Origin of the sequence: Alteromonas sp. ASW11-130, assembly GCF_026183735.1 — a bacterium.
Lineage (GTDB): Bacteria > Pseudomonadota > Gammaproteobacteria > Enterobacterales > Alteromonadaceae > Alteromonas.
On the sequence record NZ_JAPFRE010000016.1, the window covers coordinates 1 to 18,389 of the forward strand.

Here is an 18,389-nt window from a genome sequence, read left to right on the forward strand (position 1 = left end):
TGCCGGTAAATAGCGACGACTTGTTTTGATAAGTGACGATGAGAATCAAGTGAGGTCGCTAACAGCCAAGGGTCTTTCGCCCCTTGCGCATGGACTTTTGAACGCTTCGATGCTTTGCGTGTTCCATCCGGGTTAGCAGCGTGACGCCCTTTGTTTCTTTGTTTAAACAGAATAAGCGTACAGGCAAACGGGTTACTTCTTACTATCTGGCTATTATCAAAACGCTTAGGCCGACTGGTTGCTTGGGCGTAAAGGTGACGAATACATTGCCATGTACTTCCTTTGTTAAGCGAGTAAAAATGCGGCTTGCGGATACGGCCAACAATGTCCCATCCTAGCGCCATGACTTCTCTAAACCAAGGCGATTTATAGCCTGCATCGGTGACGATAATGGGCCGACAGTTGGCAGGCAGTATTGCGTGTAAAGTCTTTAAGAATCCCCTATGCGTAGCGGGTTTTTCTTTGGTCTTATTGCAATGAACTTCCTGATAAAGTGTGACGGGGCGTCCTTTTAACGATATCGCGGCCCGCAAGAGAAAATGGGCTTTATGGTCGTCTAAATCTGACCAATCAATTGAAATAACGGGGCGGGATGTGCTGCCACAAAAGAGTTGGCAAATAGCGGCATAAATAAGCGGTGTTTCACTAAGCAGATTGGGGTTTGAGAGCAAACGGTCAGCGCGTTTAATTCGATGTTTCTCAAAGGCTTTGGTATTAATCCCTCGACCTATGCTCGTGACGGTCGCTGCACTTCCGTTGAGCAAGCTTTTCACACAGGCTGTCACCGCGTTTTGACGTGTTTTATGCATTTTATAGCTGACAAGCGATATGACTTTGTTCACAATAGACAGGGCATTCATGGCGTTTAACCTTCACTTTTTTTTGGCGAAAGATCTGATCACCAAACGTCATGAATGTTCCCTTCTTTTTTATCTCACTGATTTACCGTAATTATTTGTGGGGATACCTCAGACTCTGACCCCATTACATTTTACAATACAAAAAACGCCCGATGAATTCACCGGGCGTCTTAATTATAATAGATATCTGCCTATCGTAGGATTAGGCAGAATTATTACACTTTACACTTTACACTTTACAGGTTATTGACAAGCGGTGACCGCAATTGCTGTCTCCTGTTGACCGTCCCCAGTTAGGCTAGCACGGTTGATTACCGAGTCAACGGAGCAATCGGTTACAACTTGGAAGCCTAATGTAGCAGAACCACCATCCAACGTTGATACGCGAAGTTCATCACCTGCTACGGGCGCAGTGCCTGAGCCGTTATAGAAATAGCTCATACCCGCCGTGCCAGAGGCATTTTCTGCGCCCACTGTTCCACCATGGGCTGTGCCGGTTGACATGTCGCCATATACAAAATGTATATCGCCTTCTACGGGTGTACCATTGTTGCCGATCCATACTTGCATCGTTACCGTGCGACTAGTATTTCCGAAATGAGGTACAGCCTCCCACTCATACACTGTCCATTGTGAGGCGCCAGCATTCAATACGGTAACATACATATTACCCCCATCGTTTAGATTGAGGTCTCGCCAGAATGGCGCCAGTATATTATTTGGCGACGAAGGATCAGGGAAATCCTGGTTATTAAAGGAGCTGAATACCCCACTGTCACTGCCAGCTTCTAACGTGCCATTTACCGAGAATAGCGTTTGCGTATACGTTTCGCCATTAAAGGTATAGGCGGGGACATTAAATAAGAAGCCGCCATCATCACAGTCTCCGTTACACGTTTTAGCTAGTGGAGCGGTAAATAGCGACAACGGAACGTACCCAGCGATGCTGCCGCCTGCATCCATTGAAACGTCAATACCACCTGGAGCTAATTCGCCGGTCCACGATAAGGTTTTATTACCTGCGTCGTATGTCCAGCCACTTGTGGTCATACCGTTCACCACCGACTCTGTTTCTGAGCCGCTGACAAAACTACTACCAGCAGGAATTTTGTCGGTTACCGTAATGGGTCCTGAAAGTTGTCCGTTACTAACCGTTAATTCATACGTAAGTAGATCGCCATCTACCGCCGAGCTCTTATCAACCGTTTTGCTGAATAACTCAGGTTTACTTGCTTTGGATGCAAATACAGCCATCGGCATATGTAAATCAGGACTGCTGTTACCATTGCTTGTTAGGTTTAAACGACCAAATTGCCAACCGGTATCGGCATCATAATTCGTCGCGGTTACTGTGATAGCAGCGGTTTCGCCAGATTTGAGTTTAAGGTTGTGCTTGTTGCTGTTTGATTTAGGTGATACTTCAGCCGTTACATCAAAACCAGCGCCCGTGACGGTTACATTCCAGTGACCCGTATGCTTCGTTTTGTTGGTAACATAACGTGTCCAAGAACAGGTACCGACACAGTTATTATCCATCATACTTGGCAGATTCAAAGTTTTAGGATCGCCTCCCGTTTCAGGATTGGCAGCGAGGAAGTTTTCAATAGATTCACTCATTACCAAACCGATACTGTCGGCCTGACCTAAATCGATACGTCCAGCACCCAAGTCAAAGGGGTCTGTAGGGGTCTCCCCATCTTCTTTTCGGGTATTGTCGGTTACAGCCGTCATCATAATAGCAGATTTGATTTCGGTGGGTGTCCATTCTGGATGAGCCGCAGCAAGCAGGGCACCCGCACCCGCGTTATGGGGGCTAGACATAGACGTTCCACTGATAATTTGATATTCAGGCGCAGCAGCGGCCTGCCCATCGGCTTCGGCCCCCATAATACTTACCCCCGGAGCGGTAATATCGGGTTTTAAGACATTGAACGCCAGTTGTGGGCCTCTGGAGCTAAAGCCCGCCATGACATCCCCGTTCTCTTCATCATAATTAAATGCAGCTGGGGTAATGGTGGCCACCGTATTGGTGTTATTACTTAACCAATCACGCAGTTCAGCAGCGGCAGAATCGCCAATATGAATAGCAGGCAAATAGTGGGCATCAGCTGCGGTACCTTCGCCTTGTCCTAAATTAGCAAGTACAAATCCGCCTGCGCCACCCGCCAATACGTTTTGACCTTTCGCCGTGCGGGCAATGGTACCCCGATCACATACCACTATCTCGCCATTAAAAGTACCGGCAGGGAAGGGGTCAAGACACTGTCCGGCAGGGTCAAAAGAGGTAGTGTTAGCATGAATAATGGGGGCCGGCCCGTAACCAGAACTAAAGCTTGTACCTTCAATATCTGGTAAACCCGCACCATCGCTGCTCATATCGGCCAGAGAATTGCCAATTTCGCGGTTATGCGTGGAGGCGGCAGTAGTGGATACCCATGGGCCCAAATGCGCCACCGTGCTCGCTGTTGGGCCTGAGTTTCCAGCAGAAGCGGCGACATAAATACCAGCTTCGACTGCTGCAAGGAAGCCGAGTTCTACTGTATCGTTGTAGGGGTCACCGCCACCTGAAATAGAATAGTTTAACGCTGCAATGCCGTTAGGAAGGTTGCCCGCATCAATAATTACCTGATTAATGGCAGCTACTAATGCAGAGCCTGGACATGTTCTTTGACATACGTCATACGCAATAATATTGGCGTGAGGAGCAACACCCGAAATGTCAAACGAGGCAGACGTAGTAGGTGCTACAATAGTTGCACCATTTACCACGTTCCCTGCCGCTGTCGATGCCGTGTGGCTACCATGGCCGTCATCATCTTCAGGCACTGTACCGTCAATAGGTAAAAAGTCCCACGCGCCAATTAATTTGTCATTACAAAAACTTGGATCCACCGTATCACAGTAGCTTCCGGGCAGGTAGTTGCCTGAACCTAGCGGGTTTTCGTGGTCATATCCGTCACCACCAATATCAGCAAAAGATGGATGGTCACTGTTTATTCCACTATCAAGCACAGCAATTACCATGCCTTCTCCTTTGGGCCCATCGCTGTTGGAGTTCCATAACTCGGGCGCGCTAATCCACTGAGGACCCACGTCGGTAAGTAATCGTTCCATTCGTTCTTTTTGTACACTTAGTACGCCTTCCATCGACGCCATCGCTTTAGCTTCTTCACGACTTAAAGGCACGGCAAAGCCATTAATAGCGAATTGATAAGTGTAGGTCGGGTTTAGATTGCGACTAAATTTGCTACTGGCCTTGGCCAATACTTGCTGTTGTTTATTTTTAAGAAATTTTCTGTAATTTTTCGCAGCTTTACTTTTTGTATTGAGTTTTTTCTTGCCTTTGGCTTTAGCGCTGGTTGCCTCATAACCAGGGATCCCCCCGTCATAAACGGCAACTGCGGGTTCTTGCAGTCTGACAATATAAACATTATCTGATTCGACTGAGGAAACAAATGGCTCTTGTGTTGGTTGCACTGAGGCAACACTAAACTGGTCTGATGCAATGGCGGTCATGCTCGACATCGCACCAGCGAGCATAGCCATAAGGTATTTCCTATTCACCATTCTCATGCGTTTTACTCCGTATTTTTATTCACTTGTAGATTAAGCAAGACCGCGAATAACTATCGAATACGTTGCATTGATTAAAAAGCGTACTTACATGCATAGTGAGTAGGCAAATTTGGTGTAGTAAACGAGAGTTATAGTACGTCTTGTGGTCCTTTTTGTTACAGCTCCCAATCATCGTTTTCGTTTACTTTCCAAACTCACTATTGTGGGAATGGACTTCGGTATGACGCTGCTAGACCAAGGATAGCAATGGTTTTTTTATGCAACGCCCAGATCATTGTAGTGCAGTCTGAAAAATATACAAAGAATTTTAACAAATAGTTTACAAATAATTAAAGAGGAACTGAGTAATGATCTCGCCCAATGTCTATAGCATCTTTTTCGTAAGTTTAAAAAGGTTAAAACACCCTAGATGACAGTCGTGTCCTTCTTTAACGCATCCAGTAAATGGGATGTTCGTAAATATTATTCGAACAATGCCGACCACCGCTTTTTAACAGAAAATCTGGGAGATTTTTAGCCCGTCTTCGCTAGCGATATTTTTTTACTATCTTTTATCCTAAATGATTGAGGTATTAGACAATATCTTTATAAGCGTGGGCAGTTTTACCACTTGCGTCTACGCTTATAGCTCACTAAAACGCAATGAGTTTTTGTCAACTGGCCGAGGGTAGCTTAGTTAGCGTAGGTGGAACGTGTTTGTTAATCGACAGATGAGAGTGAAAAATGAACCATATAAAAAGAGGTATAAGTATAGGCGTGGCGCTGCTAGTTATAGTCGCGTCAACTGTCTTCGCTGAGGAAGGCGAGACAAAAGGTGCGAAACAGGAAATGTTAGCCGAAATGTGGGTGATGATCCCCAAAACGGGAAAGATGAAAGAACTGGAAAAAGCGATAGTTGAACATATTAAGTTCCGACGCGATAAACAAGAACCACGTGAGTGGCATGTTTACTCTCCCGTACTTGGTCATAAGTTAGACCGTATTGCCGTACGTGCGAATGGCTTTACGTGGAAAGATATGGATTCTTACCGAGACTGGTCTATGAAAGAAGGAATCGACCAGCATTGGGAAAAAACCGGCGGGGACTTAGTCGATCACTATCACCACTACATTTCAGTTGAAGACCATGAAAACAGCAACTGGGGTCCAGATGTAAAATATCGATATGTTGGGGTGACTAGTTATATTCCTAAAATAGGTCATCGCATGGCAATTGAAAAAGACAAGAAAGCTATGGTGGAGGCCGCTAAAAGCCAGAATTGGCCCTATCATTGGGCATTCGCGCAGGAAATCGGAGGCCGAGGTGAAATTTCGCTGGCTGTCCCCTACCAAAATTGGGCGTCTATGGCCCCCCCGGAAACAAAATTCATGAAAACGCTTTCAAACCACATGGGAGCTGAAGAGGCTAAAAAATTAATGGAAAGCTGGGGTTCCCACTTTGAAGAGATTAGTTACAACATTTGGGCATTGCGTAGTGACATGATGAAATAAAAACTAACGATATGAAACGTTCGATTTGTACTCTTGTGTGCCAGTAAAGAGTGCAAATCGACTGGCGTTCTCCCGTATATTTCCTCCTCGTACGCGTTCGGTAAAAAGGCATTACGAAGCGCAAACGGTATTACGACCGGCTTCTTTCGCTTTATACAGGCGCTTATCTGCAAGTTTGAGCGCCATTTCGAAATCCGCGGCGCTATTTAACTGTGAGATACCAGCACTGAAGGAGCAAGAAATTTCTTGTTCTTTGTGATAAAAGGTAAAACTAGAAAAATCCCGCTTCATTTTTTCGACGAGCGCTTGGGCATTGTGTATCTGCGTATCAAATAAAATTAAAAGAAATTCTTCGCCTCCCCACCTGGCGATTAAATCGGCCCCCTTTATATTTTGGCGAATGATATCTGCCAGTGTGATTAAAACCTTATCGCCAAAATAGTGGCCATAATTATCATTCAGGGCTTTGAAGCTGTCTGCATCGATTAAGGCAATTACCGCGTTGTTATTTACGGGGCTTTAGGTTAACGAACCTTGCAAACCATGGCGATTAAGCACGTTGGTTAGCGAGTCTGTATTGGCCCGACTCTGGTGTTCTTTAGATATTTCTGAAATAGCGCTGTAGGAACCAAACCGTATCCATTCGCTAGCAATCACCAACGTGAGTAATGAAATTGTGGCGGCAATAATTCGTATTTTATGCGCAGCACTATAATCGAAAACGAATGAAAAATTACCGAAAAGAAAAACCATGCTTACTAAGATATATGCCGCCATGAAATAGAAACCAACTTTGGGACCCACAAGAAATATCATTAACATGGCAATAGGGTACGTCCAATATGCGCCGGTTCCTTCATTTCCTCCTAATGTTAAAAGGTACATGGCTAGCACGAATAATATTGAAGAAATAAAGGTGGAAATGGGCTGCAGCTGGTCAATCTTTTTCACATTCCATGCAATAGCAATCACTATCCCCATGAACATCAGTAGAACGGTGCCCAAATAAATGCGACCTTTTAAGATAGAAAGAATGCCGAAGGGTCCTAAAAAAAAGCATCCTACGACGGCAAAAGTAATAATTAATAAACGTTTGCGCTGATTTTCAATTTGTTCAGAAGTATCTAATCTTCCCACTACACACTCCATTGAGAACACAATAATTTTTGTCAATGCATAAGATCTAAATTTAAAAATCTTGTATGCGCTTTCCATTAGGTTCGTTCGATACTAACAATACTAATTTATCCTAAAATGAATGATAATTTTTCTTTTTTTTACTATTAAATTTAAAATCTTACGTAAAACAATGTGGTGGATAAGAATTACAGTTAACGCGTCCATTTTTCTCCCGGTTGCTACGTTTTTTTAAATGTTCATATAATGAGATAGGAAGGCAGCCTCAATAGAGCTGCATGGTAAGTAAGCGTGTTTCTACATCTCACTCACAAATACATTTTGCCCTAGTGGTCAATAGCTAGTAGCCCTGACGGCAGCAAAAAAAGACATGACTTTTTATTCGGACAAACTGTACTTTTTGATATATAAACTAGATTAGTCTTGTGGTTATTTATTGTATCAGGTCGACCTGGGTAGATATTGAGATCCGTAGAAAAGGCTGTTTGAGCCCCGCGCGCGGTAAATTAGCGCACCTACTGCGTGCGCCGAGGGGGCTTACGTTTTTGTCTTTCTGCGCGACGCAAATAACAAACCGCTACCCAGTAGCAGTAATAAAGTGGGTTCAGTAACAGCAAATAGCTGGCCCCGGAGTTCTCCTCCATTAAAAATTTCAGTATGCAAATTAATATACATATTTCCAGCGATTAACTCATTGGCAAGCGTGTCCGTGAGCGGATTTGAAGCATCATCAAACCGCCAGTCACCTGAAATGGTGCCATCAGTGGAACCTAAAAACGCAAAGGCTGCTGTGTCGAAAAGATGGACGACCGGACCATTATTGCCTGCTGTAGCATTATGGAAGTGGCCACCACCTGCGGCATCAATGATGGGAGAACTAAGATTGGTATAATTTATTTCGTAAGTGAAAACATACGAACCTGCGGTACCCGAAAGCTCGCCAATAGCACTTCCTGACGCAGGTGTTGTAACACTGGGGACCTCCTGGTCACCACTTAATGTAGCGGTAAAGATGATATCCGCATTAGCCACATGTGCGTATGCTGCAACGCATATAAAAAGCGACTGAACGATTATTTTAGTTTTCATATATACCCTATTTTTTAGTGTTGAAAGGAAATACCGAGGGCACGTTTTCTACCGCACTCGGCACCAACCGAAAACAACGGCTTAATATGATCGGATTAAAATTTAAGCAATATTTCAGCCTTATTTCATTCTTGTTTAAAATCAGAGGGTTAAAAATGAGGATATTCACACGTGTAAAATGTGTTGACAGTTTTCCTGCAGTAGACTGGCTTGATCCTTGCAAAGTACTTACACATTAGATAACGAGGCTGGCGCATATAATCTGACGTTGGGTCCTTCTCTTGCTGATCCAATTACAACCAAGCTTGTACACAACCTAATTGAGTTATCTTTAGGGGCCGTTATGACACCTCCTTCAGCGTTAATTTTTGACGTCAACGAAACCTTACTGGATTTGAGTTCTGCTAAACCAGCTTTAGCGAAGCTTTTTGGTGATGATAGGGCGGCGGTAGAGGTATGGTTTTCTACTTTGCTTCATCATTCGCTAGTTGAATCTGCTATAGGTGGGAAGCATAATTTTTCAGACATTGCGGTGGCCGCTGCCCAAATTGTCGCGCAAGCAAACGGTATATCCCTTTCGTCTGAAAATGCTAAAAATGTTATTACTGAATCAATGACCACGTTAGCGGCATATGACGATGCACTCACCGCACTAAAAGCGTTACGTAATATTGATATTAAACTGATAGCACTATCAAATTCATCAACTTGTGCGTTAGACGACCAACTGGCTTATTCCCGCTTGGCTGAATATTTCGACTATGTATTAAGCGTTGAAGAAGTGGGCATTTTTAAACCCCATGCTGAGGTTTATCAATGGGCTTGCAAGCAAATAAGTATCGAACCTAAAAATTGTATGATGGTAGCGGCGCATGGATGGGACATTGCGGGTGCCGCTGCGGCGGGTTTGCAAACTGCTTTTGTGGCGAGGGAAGGGAAGTGCCAATACCCACTAGCTCCCAAAGCTTCCGTTTGCGTCGAGGATATAGAAGAACTCGTTAGTTTATTAAATTAGCCTAACGCAAGGAGAGATACACAACTGCACGCTAAACTGCGGGATAGTAGGAATGGCCAAGCTGTTATTGCATAGTAGCGTTTCCTGGTACACGCAATGTGAAAAATGAAAAATGAAAAATTAAAAGTGAAAAGTGTACAAAGAAAAATAATATAGGATAAGCCTACAGTCTGGCTACCGGTACAGGGCAATGGCTACGTAAAATTGCAGGCGACTACACCCATACTCCCTAGGCCAAATTAATTTCAAAGCGGTTACGGCCATTTTTCTTAGCCTCGTATAGCGCTTCGTCTGCGCGTTTAAGTACTTTTTCCAGCGATGTGTCCTGCTGCGTCAAATTTGTACAACCCATACTTATTGTTACTGTGGGTGCACCTTGAATATTTAACGGCATCGCTTTAAGCCGGGATTGAATTCGTAGGAAAATGTGCTTTATATTCTCGCACTGACTATCTGGCAAGACCACAAGCCACTCTTCGCCGCCCCAGCGCCCCAGTTCATCCCGGCTGCGTAGTTCACCTGCGATCGCATTGGCGACCGATTTCAGCACTTCATCACCTACATCGTGGCCATAACGGTCGTTAAACAATTTGAAGTGATCTATGTCAATCATAGCAAAACAGAGTTCGCGTTCATTCTTTTTTGCTTCATCTAATGATTTCTGGGCAAACACACTAATACTGCGGCGATTGCGCGTATTGGTCAGTTCATCAATTAGCGCTAATTCTCTGAATTTTTTCTTGGTTTTTATTTGAATCAATAGAACCGTAACAGCCGCCGCTAGTACCAAAAGCAATAATAACGAAAGAATGATTAGTAACCATTGGCGAAATTCTCTGGCTTCCAGTTCGGTCTCTGCTAGTTTCTTTTGGGTGTGCAATAATTTATTTTCGGCTTCAGCTTCATTTAATTCAAACATGGCTTGATAGCGACGGGTGGATTGTTCCTGAGACAATTTAAGTTGCTCTTCATTAAGCTCCACCCACTGTTTATAGTATTCCAGTGCCAGAGAAGCATTATTTATCGATTCATAAATTTTAGCTTTTGAGCGAACCAGCGCGAGTCGACGTTTTAGGGTGGGCGTTTTTTCTACTAAAGGCTCCGCTGTCGTTATGTCAGTCTTCCACCCAGGTAACTGTAATTGCGCTTTTAGTCTAGCGCGCAATAAGTGACTGAGGATGATCATTCCAGTGACATTGTTTTCTGCAAATACAGGAAGAATGTTGTTAACTAAATCCAGGGCGCGTTCAGTTTGTTGCAGTTCTTCATAAAGACTAGCTAATTCATAATTTGCATAAGCTGCACCTACCTCATCGCCTGCTTTGCTTGCATATTCTAAGGATAGTTCTGCATAGTCTTGCGCTTTTTCAATATTACCTGAACTGCGATAAGTCAGTGCTATATTGTAATAAGTGATCGACGCTTCAACTAAATTTTCTTCAACGTTAATTAACTCAAGTGATTTCAAGTGGTATTCGATAGCTTGTTCCGGCTGACCCAGTTCATCGTACATCAACGCAATACTGGCCATTGCTTCCGAACGATTTTTATCGTCTTTAAGGTCAGTGAAAATTTTATTAGCTTTCACCATAACCTTTAGCGCACTTTGAAGAGCGCCTGTTTCGTAAAAAACCTGCGCAGCGAGCAATAAGACTTCGCCATGAAAAGATGAATTTGCCTCTACTTCTTCGGCCAATAATAATGCGCGGTGGGCGTAGTCATTCGCGATATTAATATTTTGATTACTCAGCGCGCCAATAGCCAATATCGCGAGAAAACGAGATTCAAATTTTTTAGAGCGGTGGGCTTTTGCTAGCGTAAGACCTTTTTCGGCAACGGATGAAATTTTGTTACGTTGCGATAAATAATAATACGCATTTGAAATAAGGTATCGAGCGTGTAACTGAATTTCAATGTCCGTTTCAGTATCAGATTCATTAATGAAAGGGTTTAGCTGGGAAATAAGCTGTTGAGGTTGGGTGACAATTAAATGATTGTAATAGTCAATATCCAGCTTGCCCTCGTCGTCATATTTCAGTTTTGTTTCATTAGCTGAGGCGGTAAAGCATATCAGGCTGAAAAATAAGAAAAGCACATATCTTGTTGTAGTTATTATCATAGGATAGACGCTAATTACTTTAATTGGTCGTGGCCCTTCTTCGGCAAATAAAGTTAAGTCAATATTATTGTGGTAAATAAAAATTATATTTTCTAAGTCAAGAAGTTAAAACTTTATAACAAAGCAATCAACCAGTAGCAACATTATTATCATGGGGCTTACATTAGATGCCCACTTTAGTTCTGTCTGCATATTTGTCAACTTTTTAAAAAAACATTAGCTACTTATCATATCACCAATCTTTTTCCGTAAGACGCTATTTCATTTAGTAAAAATGTGCACCTTGGTCATAAGTCACTATCCCCTATCAATGCTTGTTTTAAGGTCATAAGATCACAAAGTGATTTTTAGTCTTAATCAGGTTTTTACTAACACGCATGAAAAGGGAAGGTTTTGCGCTTAAATGGGGCGTTGTATTGCCAAAGGAACGCCACGGGGAAATGCAGTTCGTTCTATTTCATATAAAACAGTTATCAATCGGACACTTGTCAGTTCAGGTTTTTCTTGCTCATATAAGAAAACGCTTATTGCCTAGGACAAATCGTGAAGATTGGATTGTGTTTAATCCTATTGTGGGTACTTGCTGGATGTACATCATCTACTGATTCAGTTGGTCAAGCGGTGTCCCTACATGACAATACCGTCAACTATCCGCACGCTAACAACGTAAGTTTTAGTCAGGTTCTTCATCTTGGTTATACGAAGACAGACGCTGAGTTACGTTATGGTGATGAACCGCTACAATTTGGAAAGCTTTGGGTTCCTTACCAGCCCACGCCTCCGTTAGTTATTTTTGTTCACGGGGGGTGTTGGTTGAATCAGTACGATTTGGAATACAGTTACCCGCTGGCGTCCGCGCTGAAGCAGCAAGGATATGCAGTTTGGTCAATTGAATATCGCCGTGTTGGAGACACGGGTGGGGGCTGGCCGGGGAGCTTGAACGATATTGTGCAGGCAATAGAATTTATTCACACGCAAGACAGTTACCGCTTTGACTGGAAGCGGGTTACGTTGCTTGGACATTCAGCGGGCGGTCACCTTGCCTTACTTGCCGCCAGCCAACTTTCGGTCCCAGTGAGCCTAATTATTGGTGTGGCACCTATTGTTGATATAACGCAATACGCGGCAGAAGCCGGGAGTTGCCAAAACTCAGCGGTAGAATTTATGAATGGCACACCTGCGCAACAGCCAAAAAACTATGCACAGGCCAACCCGGTGAATTACCCATTTGATAGAGAGGTTGTATTGCTAACAGGCGCGCTAGATAATATTGTTCCGCTAACTGAGAATCCGCTACCAGCAGCACAATTTGAAATACTTCAGGAAGCCGGACATTTTGATTGGGTACATCCCGGCACGCCCGCCTTTAACCTACTGCTGCAATACTTAAATTATGAATAACGCAAAACAAATCATGATAAATAAAATTCAGCGTTTAGATGCCAATGATCCTTTAGCTCACAAACGAAAAGAGTTCATACTTCCCAACGACACTATTTACCTGGATGGAAATTCCCTTGGTGCATTAACCTATGCTAGTGCAGAGCGCTTGAAAACCGTTGTACATCATCAATGGGGGCAGGACTTAATCGGAGGCTGGAATTGCCATGACTGGATCGGGTTGCCTCAACGCACAGGCGAAAAAATTGCCCCTTTACTCGGAGCGGAACGCGGCCAGGTGGTCGTTTGTGATTCTGTTTCCGTTAACCTTTACAAAGTACTCATTACAGCGCTAAACATGCGTCCGGATAGGGGTAAAGTACTTTCAGAGCAAGGTAATTTCCCTACTGATTTATACATGGCACAAGGTATACAGGCGCTTTTAGGCGAAGACCGATGTCAGTTGTTAAGTGTGCCTTCTGATCACCTAGAACAGGCTCTTGACGATGATATTGCGGTGCTGATGCTAACGCATATTAATTTTCGAAGTGGTCGTATCCATGATATGCAGCGTCTGACTCAGCTTGCCCACGATAAAGGTATTCTGGTGGTCTGGGATTTAGCGCATAGCGCAGGTGCTGTACCGCTGGAGCTTGATAAGTGGGAGGTCGATTTCGCGGTAGGTTGTGGTTATAAATATCTTAACGGTGGCCCGGGTGCACCGGCGTTCATCTATGCAGCTCACAGACACCATAGTAAAGTAAGCCAGCCTTTAAGTGGCTGGATGGGGCATGCTAATCCCTTTGCGTTTTCTGACGACTACCAGGCTGCTCAAGGAATAAAACAGTTTTTAACCGGCACCCCTTCTATATTGGCTTTGGCAGCGCTAGATGCGGCGCTTATTGTGTTTGATGATGTAGATATGCAGCAACTGCGCGATAAATCTATCAAGCTGGCCGAGCTATTTTTAGAATTAAAAAATGAACATCCAACGCTAAATGAATTGACCTTGGCGTCTCCCGCCGACAGTCAAGATAGAGGTAGCCAGCTTTCTTTCTCACACCCCCATGCACACGCAATTTGTCAGGCGTTGATCGACGCCGGTGTGATACCCGATTTTCGTGCTCCTGATATCGTCCGTTTTGGATTTACGCCACTATATCTTCGTTATGCAGAAATAGGGCAAGCAATTGAGCGGCTAAACGAGATAATGAAGGATAAGCGATACCTCAACGCAAAGTATCAGCAGAAAAAGACAGTTACGTAGCATCGGCAAGTTAATAATCAGCTAAACCCATAATATAGAGTTGACCAGTCTACGAGGTTCATCGCTTAATTAAAGGCTCGCATACTGAGAGGTTGCAATGAAGTTGATTGCTTTTTGTTTTAACGTAGCGAATTAATTTACATAGCGTACGCTAACTGTTGTTTCACGCCATGGTTGTGGTGACTGAACATGAACAGATCAACTATAGCTATCCAATGAGTTAACACATTAAGGATAGGCAAGTGAAGCTGCCAATGTTTTTTACTTATATAAAATGGTTGATTACATCGTAAGTTGCCCATAGTTCATCCACAATGCATGACTATGAGCAACATTTGAACCTCATTCATAAGTTGCTATTTACAGTGTCAACGACTGGCTATCGTCATGTTTTTAACCTGTTTTAACCATTCAAATTCGTTCATGCCATCGTTTGGTTTAATAATGTGATGCGGTATTACAGGCTGTCTTCGTTTATCTCCGGAAGGACGCACTATGTACCGACTAGGTGCTAACATTACGAGCTTGGTATGGGGCAAATGAAAAGGGGATAGATTGCCTGTCTGATTGGCAAATCCTCCAGTTGGTTCGCCTATAAGCGTACCAATATTGTTATCCAAAATAGTTGTCGCAAACAAGATGGCAGCTGAGTAGGTCATTCGATCCACAAGAACAATAACGTCACCGGCAAATTGTTTATCTGCACTGACAGGTTCAATTAATCCCTCTTTTTCGACGTTTAATTCAATGACTTCACCGACGTCACCTTTGTAGCCAAACCATCCATTGTTATCCCTATTCAACTTTTCAATAGCGAAAGAGGCTTGGGAGACAGGCTTAGAGATGAGATATTTGATAACCTCGGCGCCTGCATCCGACTGCCCGCCCGTGTTTCCTCTTATATCAATAATTAGTGTTGCTGTGTTTTTCGCTACAAGTTGACCAAAGGCATCCTCAACAGAGTTCGCAAATTTGTCACTCTCAGCGTCCACATCGAAAGAATCGATACGAAGATATCCGGTGTCGTCATCAACAAAAGTTAATTGCACGTCTTCAAGGTAAGTATCGGAGCGCTCCCACTTATCCGAGCTTTTGGAAACGACTTCGTGCGTTTTTCCTTGGTCAAAGATACCCAGAGTGATTTCCCCCGCCACATCAAATACTGCGAATGCCCAATAGTGGAACAATAGTGACAGCATACTTTCGCGCAGATTAGCGGTTTCACCATGACTAAGATTGGTCAAATCGCCAATTATTTCATGTACCGAAATACCATTGATGAATTTGATCTCTGTTCCCTTTTGCAATGTAAGCTTGTCGCGCTCTCTGGTATAGGAGCTGGCTAAATAGGCTGCCCCATCACGTATTTTTACACCAAATGGAAAGGTTTGAATCCCCTGCTTTTCTGCGAACGTAAACTCTGCGAGTAAAGGAAACAGTATGGAATGCCCATCGCGGAATAGCGGGGTTAACTGAGCTATGTGTTTAAACGCTTGTTGGCGGGTCATGGGCCCCAAGGCTGTTGATTTTAGATGTTCTGCCAGCGTTTCTAACGCTTCAATATCGGCGTACTCGTCGAAAGCGGGGTGTCTTTCGCGCATTGTTGCAATTAAGAAATCGATATCTTCATGAATCTGTTGTGGAGTAAACGTTTGGGTAACAAATTCGCGGTCGACGTCCTCATGAATCCACTCCTCTATTCCGTTACATCCACTTAATACAGTGATAAAAAAGATAACTACCAGTATTCTCATATTATGTTTCTCCAGCGACTCAATGGCATAAAGGTACCTGGAATGATGTCAAGAGAATGTGAAATGCACAATATATTTGCCTAGGGTAGTGTTTATTTGCAGCTGTTTTTTTACGCGCCACTGAAGGGCTTACGCGTAGGTTAATCGCTACTACAATTTAGTTTTTTTGTTGGCTTAAGTAATATTAATAGGGTGATTCGTGCTGTGCACAAACGTTATTGGAATACGCACTTTAATGAAGCTGCTATCTTCGGCCAGGTGAATAATGCCGTCACAGAATTCTCTTATCGTATTTGGTAGCAGGAGGTAAGTTTTTCGCATGGGCGAAAGTGATATATCGGCGAGTGGGGACTTATCAAGATAACTACGCCATCATCGGTATAGACCAAAAAAGTATTTATAATACATAAGAAGCCGCATTAACCATTTCACCTCTAACATTGGCCGGGGGCAGAAGAATGGTCGGCACGCGTTAATAAAAGGTTTTTATTTTCCCGTTTGTATTGCTACGCTTTGGCCTTTGTGAACAACACGGGGTAGTGCGGTCAATGCGTTCATTCTTTCACGTTATGGGGTTAATTTGTTTCGCTATTTCATCGGTACATGCAACTCACATTTCCGTTTCGTCACCCGACAAAAGGATTACTTTCACTTTTTCTGACGCTAATCAGGAAGCGCAGTATTCGGTTGAATACCACGGAAGTGACCTTATTTTGCCGAGTAAATTAGGGTTTACTTTCGAACAAGCTCAGCCCTTATACCATCACTTCAAAGTTGAAGAAATATCTCGACATAGCAATGACGATAAGTGGAAACAGCCATGGGGTGAGCAAAGAATTATCCGTAACCATTACAACGAGTTGGTAGTGAAATTTACGCAAATCAACGATGCCAATCGCCACTTTTCTGTTCGAGCGCGAGTATTCGACGATGGCGTGGGTTTTCGATACGAAATGCCAGACGCAGGCGATGTCGCGATTACGCGGGAGCTGACACAATTTCACTTAGCTGACTCACAACGCGCCACAGCGTATTGGATCCCTGGGCAATCTCAACAACGTTACGAATACCTTTACCGTGAAACAGCGCTGAATGAGGTTGGCCTGGCGCACACACCTTTTACCGTAAAATATGAAACCGGCACGCATGTGGCGATACATGAGGCGGCATTAGTGGATTACGCCGGCATGAGTCTACATTTCCTCGAAAGAGGTAAGCTGGAAGCCAAGCTAGCGCCGCGTTCAGACGGTACACTGGTACATAAGTCAGGTAGTTTCCACACGCCTTGGCGCACAATCACTATAGGTAATGAGGCAGTAGATTTAATCAATAGTTATATTGCACTGAATCTAAATGAACCTAACAAATTGGGTGAAGTCGATTGGGTCAATCCTGGGAAATATATAGGCATTTGGTGGGGCATGCATATCGGTAAGTTTAGTTGGGGCGCGGGGGAAAAGCATGGCGCAACCACCGAAAGAACGATAAGGTACATGAATTTTGCTGCGAAACACGGCTTCGATGGTGTATTGGTTGAAGGCTGGAATGAAGGATGGGACGGTAATTGGATAGCCAATTCCGAGATTTTTTCGTTTACCAAAAGCTACCCTGATTTTGATATAAAAAAGGTGACTGAACACGGCAAGAAAATAGGGGTAAAGCTTATTGGTCATCATGAAACCTCGGGTGGCATCACTAATTATGAAAAGCAAATGGAAAGCGGATTTGCGCTTTATCAAAAACACGGCGTAGAACAAATTAAAACAGGCTATGTCAGCTATGGTCAAAACCTTAAAGTGGTGGATGAAAACGGCGTAATGCGCTATGAGTTCACCGATAGTCAGCCAGCTGTGAACCACTTTATTAATAATGTGAAAACTGCTGCTAAGTACCAATTGTCTATTAATACTCATGAGTCTGTTAAAGATACGGGCTTGCGCCGCACTTATCCTAATTGGCTTGCCCGCGAAAGCGCCCGAGGTCAAGAATATAACGCTGGATGGTCTAAGCCTAATCCAGCAGAACACATACCGATGCTTGCATACACTCGCATGCTCGCGGGTCCAATGGATTTCACTCCCGGTATTTTTAACTTTAATTATACGCTTGGAAATAATAGCGGGATGGATGTGGGTACGAAAGAGTTGAGACGGCCGATATCCACTCTCTCTAAACAGTTGGCTGAATATGTTGTGCTATACAGCCCTATTCAAATGGCCGCCGATCTTCCTGAAAATTACGAAGCAAAGCCGGCCGCTTTTCAGTTTATCAAAGACGTTCCCACTGACTGGGAAGAAACGCGCGCGTTGCAAGGAGAGGTTGGTGACTTTGTAGTGGTCGCGCGAAAAGAAAAAAAGCACCGCTCATATAATGGCCGCGACTGGTATCTTGGAGCTATAACAAACGGTGAAGCCAGAACCATTACTGTTCCTTTAGACTTTCTCGAAAAAGGGATGGCATACGAAGCACAAATCTATCGCGACACTCACCAAACCGATTGGCGAAAAAATCCATATGCCATGATAATCGAGAAGAAAAAAGTGACTCGCGCCGATACGCTTAACGTGCGATTAGCAGCCGCTGGAGGTCTTGCGGTACGTTTTAAAGCATTATGATGTATTACTAACTCGACCTATTGGGTACGCCGAGTTGGTATAAAGGAAAGCATTCAGGCACGACTTATATATAACGTTGAGGTTGA

General features: G+C 43.8%; 11 protein-coding genes and 1 pseudogene. 5 read left to right on the forward strand and 7 right to left on the reverse strand.

Annotation, left to right across the window (positions count from 1 at the left end):
* Both OPS28_RS05155 and OPS28_RS05160 read right to left on the reverse strand, forming a co-directional pair.
* On the reverse strand, window positions 1-860 hold an 860-nt coding region (locus tag OPS28_RS05155; RefSeq protein ID WP_265608390.1), incomplete at its 3' end, for an IS4 family transposase.
* Window positions 861-1,103: 243 nt separating this feature from the next.
* On the reverse strand, window positions 1,104-4,406 hold the full coding sequence (locus OPS28_RS05160) for a S8 family serine peptidase (RefSeq protein ID WP_265608391.1): 3,303 nt from the start codon (window positions 4,404-4,406) through the stop codon (window positions 1,104-1,106).
* Between the two features lie 753 nt (window positions 4,407-5,159).
* Here OPS28_RS05160 and OPS28_RS05165 point away from each other — a divergent pair.
* Window positions 5,160-5,927, forward strand: a complete 768-nt coding sequence (locus OPS28_RS05165; RefSeq protein ID WP_265608392.1) for a hypothetical protein — start codon at window positions 5,160-5,162, stop codon at window positions 5,925-5,927.
* 111 nt (window positions 5,928-6,038) lie between these two features.
* Here the strand turns inward: OPS28_RS05165 and OPS28_RS17140 are convergent.
* The 3 genes and pseudogenes from OPS28_RS17140 to OPS28_RS05175 all read right to left on the reverse strand — a co-directional run.
* Window positions 6,039-6,425: pseudogene (locus OPS28_RS17140) on the reverse strand (GGDEF domain-containing protein); the annotation flags it as partial.
* Window positions 6,426-6,446: 21 nt separating this feature from the next.
* Window positions 6,447-7,064, reverse strand: coding sequence for a hypothetical protein (locus OPS28_RS05170; protein WP_265608393.1), 618 nt, complete (start codon window positions 7,062-7,064; stop codon window positions 6,447-6,449).
* Window positions 7,065-7,601: 537 nt separating this feature from the next.
* Window positions 7,602-8,153, reverse strand: coding sequence for a CHRD domain-containing protein (locus OPS28_RS05175; protein ID WP_265608394.1), 552 nt, complete (start codon window positions 8,151-8,153; stop codon window positions 7,602-7,604).
* Window positions 8,154-8,370: 217 nt separating this feature from the next.
* Between OPS28_RS05175 and OPS28_RS05180 the strand changes: the two genes are divergently transcribed.
* Window positions 8,371-9,168 (forward strand): haloacid dehalogenase type II, encoded by a 798-nt coding sequence (locus OPS28_RS05180; protein ID WP_265608395.1) that lies wholly within the window; start codon window positions 8,371-8,373, stop codon window positions 9,166-9,168.
* A 229-nt stretch (window positions 9,169-9,397) separates the two neighbouring features.
* Here the strand turns inward: OPS28_RS05180 and OPS28_RS05185 are convergent, their stop codons facing one another.
* On the reverse strand, window positions 9,398-11,263 hold the full coding sequence (locus tag OPS28_RS05185; RefSeq protein WP_265608396.1) for a tetratricopeptide repeat-containing diguanylate cyclase: 1,866 nt from the start codon (window positions 11,261-11,263) through the stop codon (window positions 9,398-9,400).
* A 567-nt stretch (window positions 11,264-11,830) separates the two neighbouring features.
* Here OPS28_RS05185 and OPS28_RS05190 point away from each other — a divergent pair.
* Window positions 11,831-12,688 carry an alpha/beta hydrolase gene (locus OPS28_RS05190; RefSeq protein WP_265608397.1) on the forward strand — a complete coding sequence of 286 codons (858 nt, stop codon included), beginning with the start codon at window positions 11,831-11,833 and terminating at the stop codon, window positions 12,686-12,688.
* Between the two features lie 10 nt (window positions 12,689-12,698).
* Complete coding sequence (kynU, locus tag OPS28_RS05195) at window positions 12,699-13,934, forward strand: kynureninase (protein ID WP_442863970.1); 1,236 nt, start codon at window positions 12,699-12,701, stop codon at window positions 13,932-13,934.
* A gap of 368 nt (window positions 13,935-14,302) precedes the next feature.
* Here kynU and OPS28_RS05200 read toward each other — a convergent pair whose 3' ends face one another.
* A complete protein-coding gene (locus OPS28_RS05200; RefSeq protein ID WP_265608399.1) occupies window positions 14,303-15,688 on the reverse strand; it encodes a S41 family peptidase in 1,386 nt (461 codons plus the stop codon).
* Window positions 15,689-16,236: 548 nt separating this feature from the next.
* Between OPS28_RS05200 and OPS28_RS05205 the strand changes: the two genes are divergently transcribed.
* Window positions 16,237-18,303 carry a glycoside hydrolase family 97 protein gene (locus OPS28_RS05205; RefSeq protein ID WP_265608400.1) on the forward strand — a complete coding sequence of 689 codons (2,067 nt, stop codon included), beginning with the start codon at window positions 16,237-16,239 and terminating at the stop codon, window positions 18,301-18,303.
* The last annotated feature ends 86 nt before the right edge of the window (window positions 18,304-18,389 follow it).

Excerpts from the sequence above, each read along its gene's own strand:
- OPS28_RS05205 (WP_265608400.1), top strand. The coding sequence starts at position 16,237 with ATGCGTTCATTCTTTCACGTTATGGGGTTAATTTGTTTCGCTATTTCA.
- OPS28_RS05160 (WP_265608391.1), bottom strand. The coding sequence starts at position 4,406 with ATGGCTATGCTCGCTGGTGCGATGTCGAGCATGACCGCCATTGCATCA.
- OPS28_RS05165 (WP_265608392.1), top strand. The coding sequence starts at position 5,160 with ATGAACCATATAAAAAGAGGTATAAGTATAGGCGTGGCGCTGCTAGTT.
- OPS28_RS05175 (WP_265608394.1), bottom strand. The coding sequence starts at position 8,153 with ATGAAAACTAAAATAATCGTTCAGTCGCTTTTTATATGCGTTGCAGCA.
- OPS28_RS05200 (WP_265608399.1), bottom strand. The coding sequence starts at position 15,688 with ATGAGAATACTGGTAGTTATCTTTTTTATCACTGTATTAAGTGGATGT.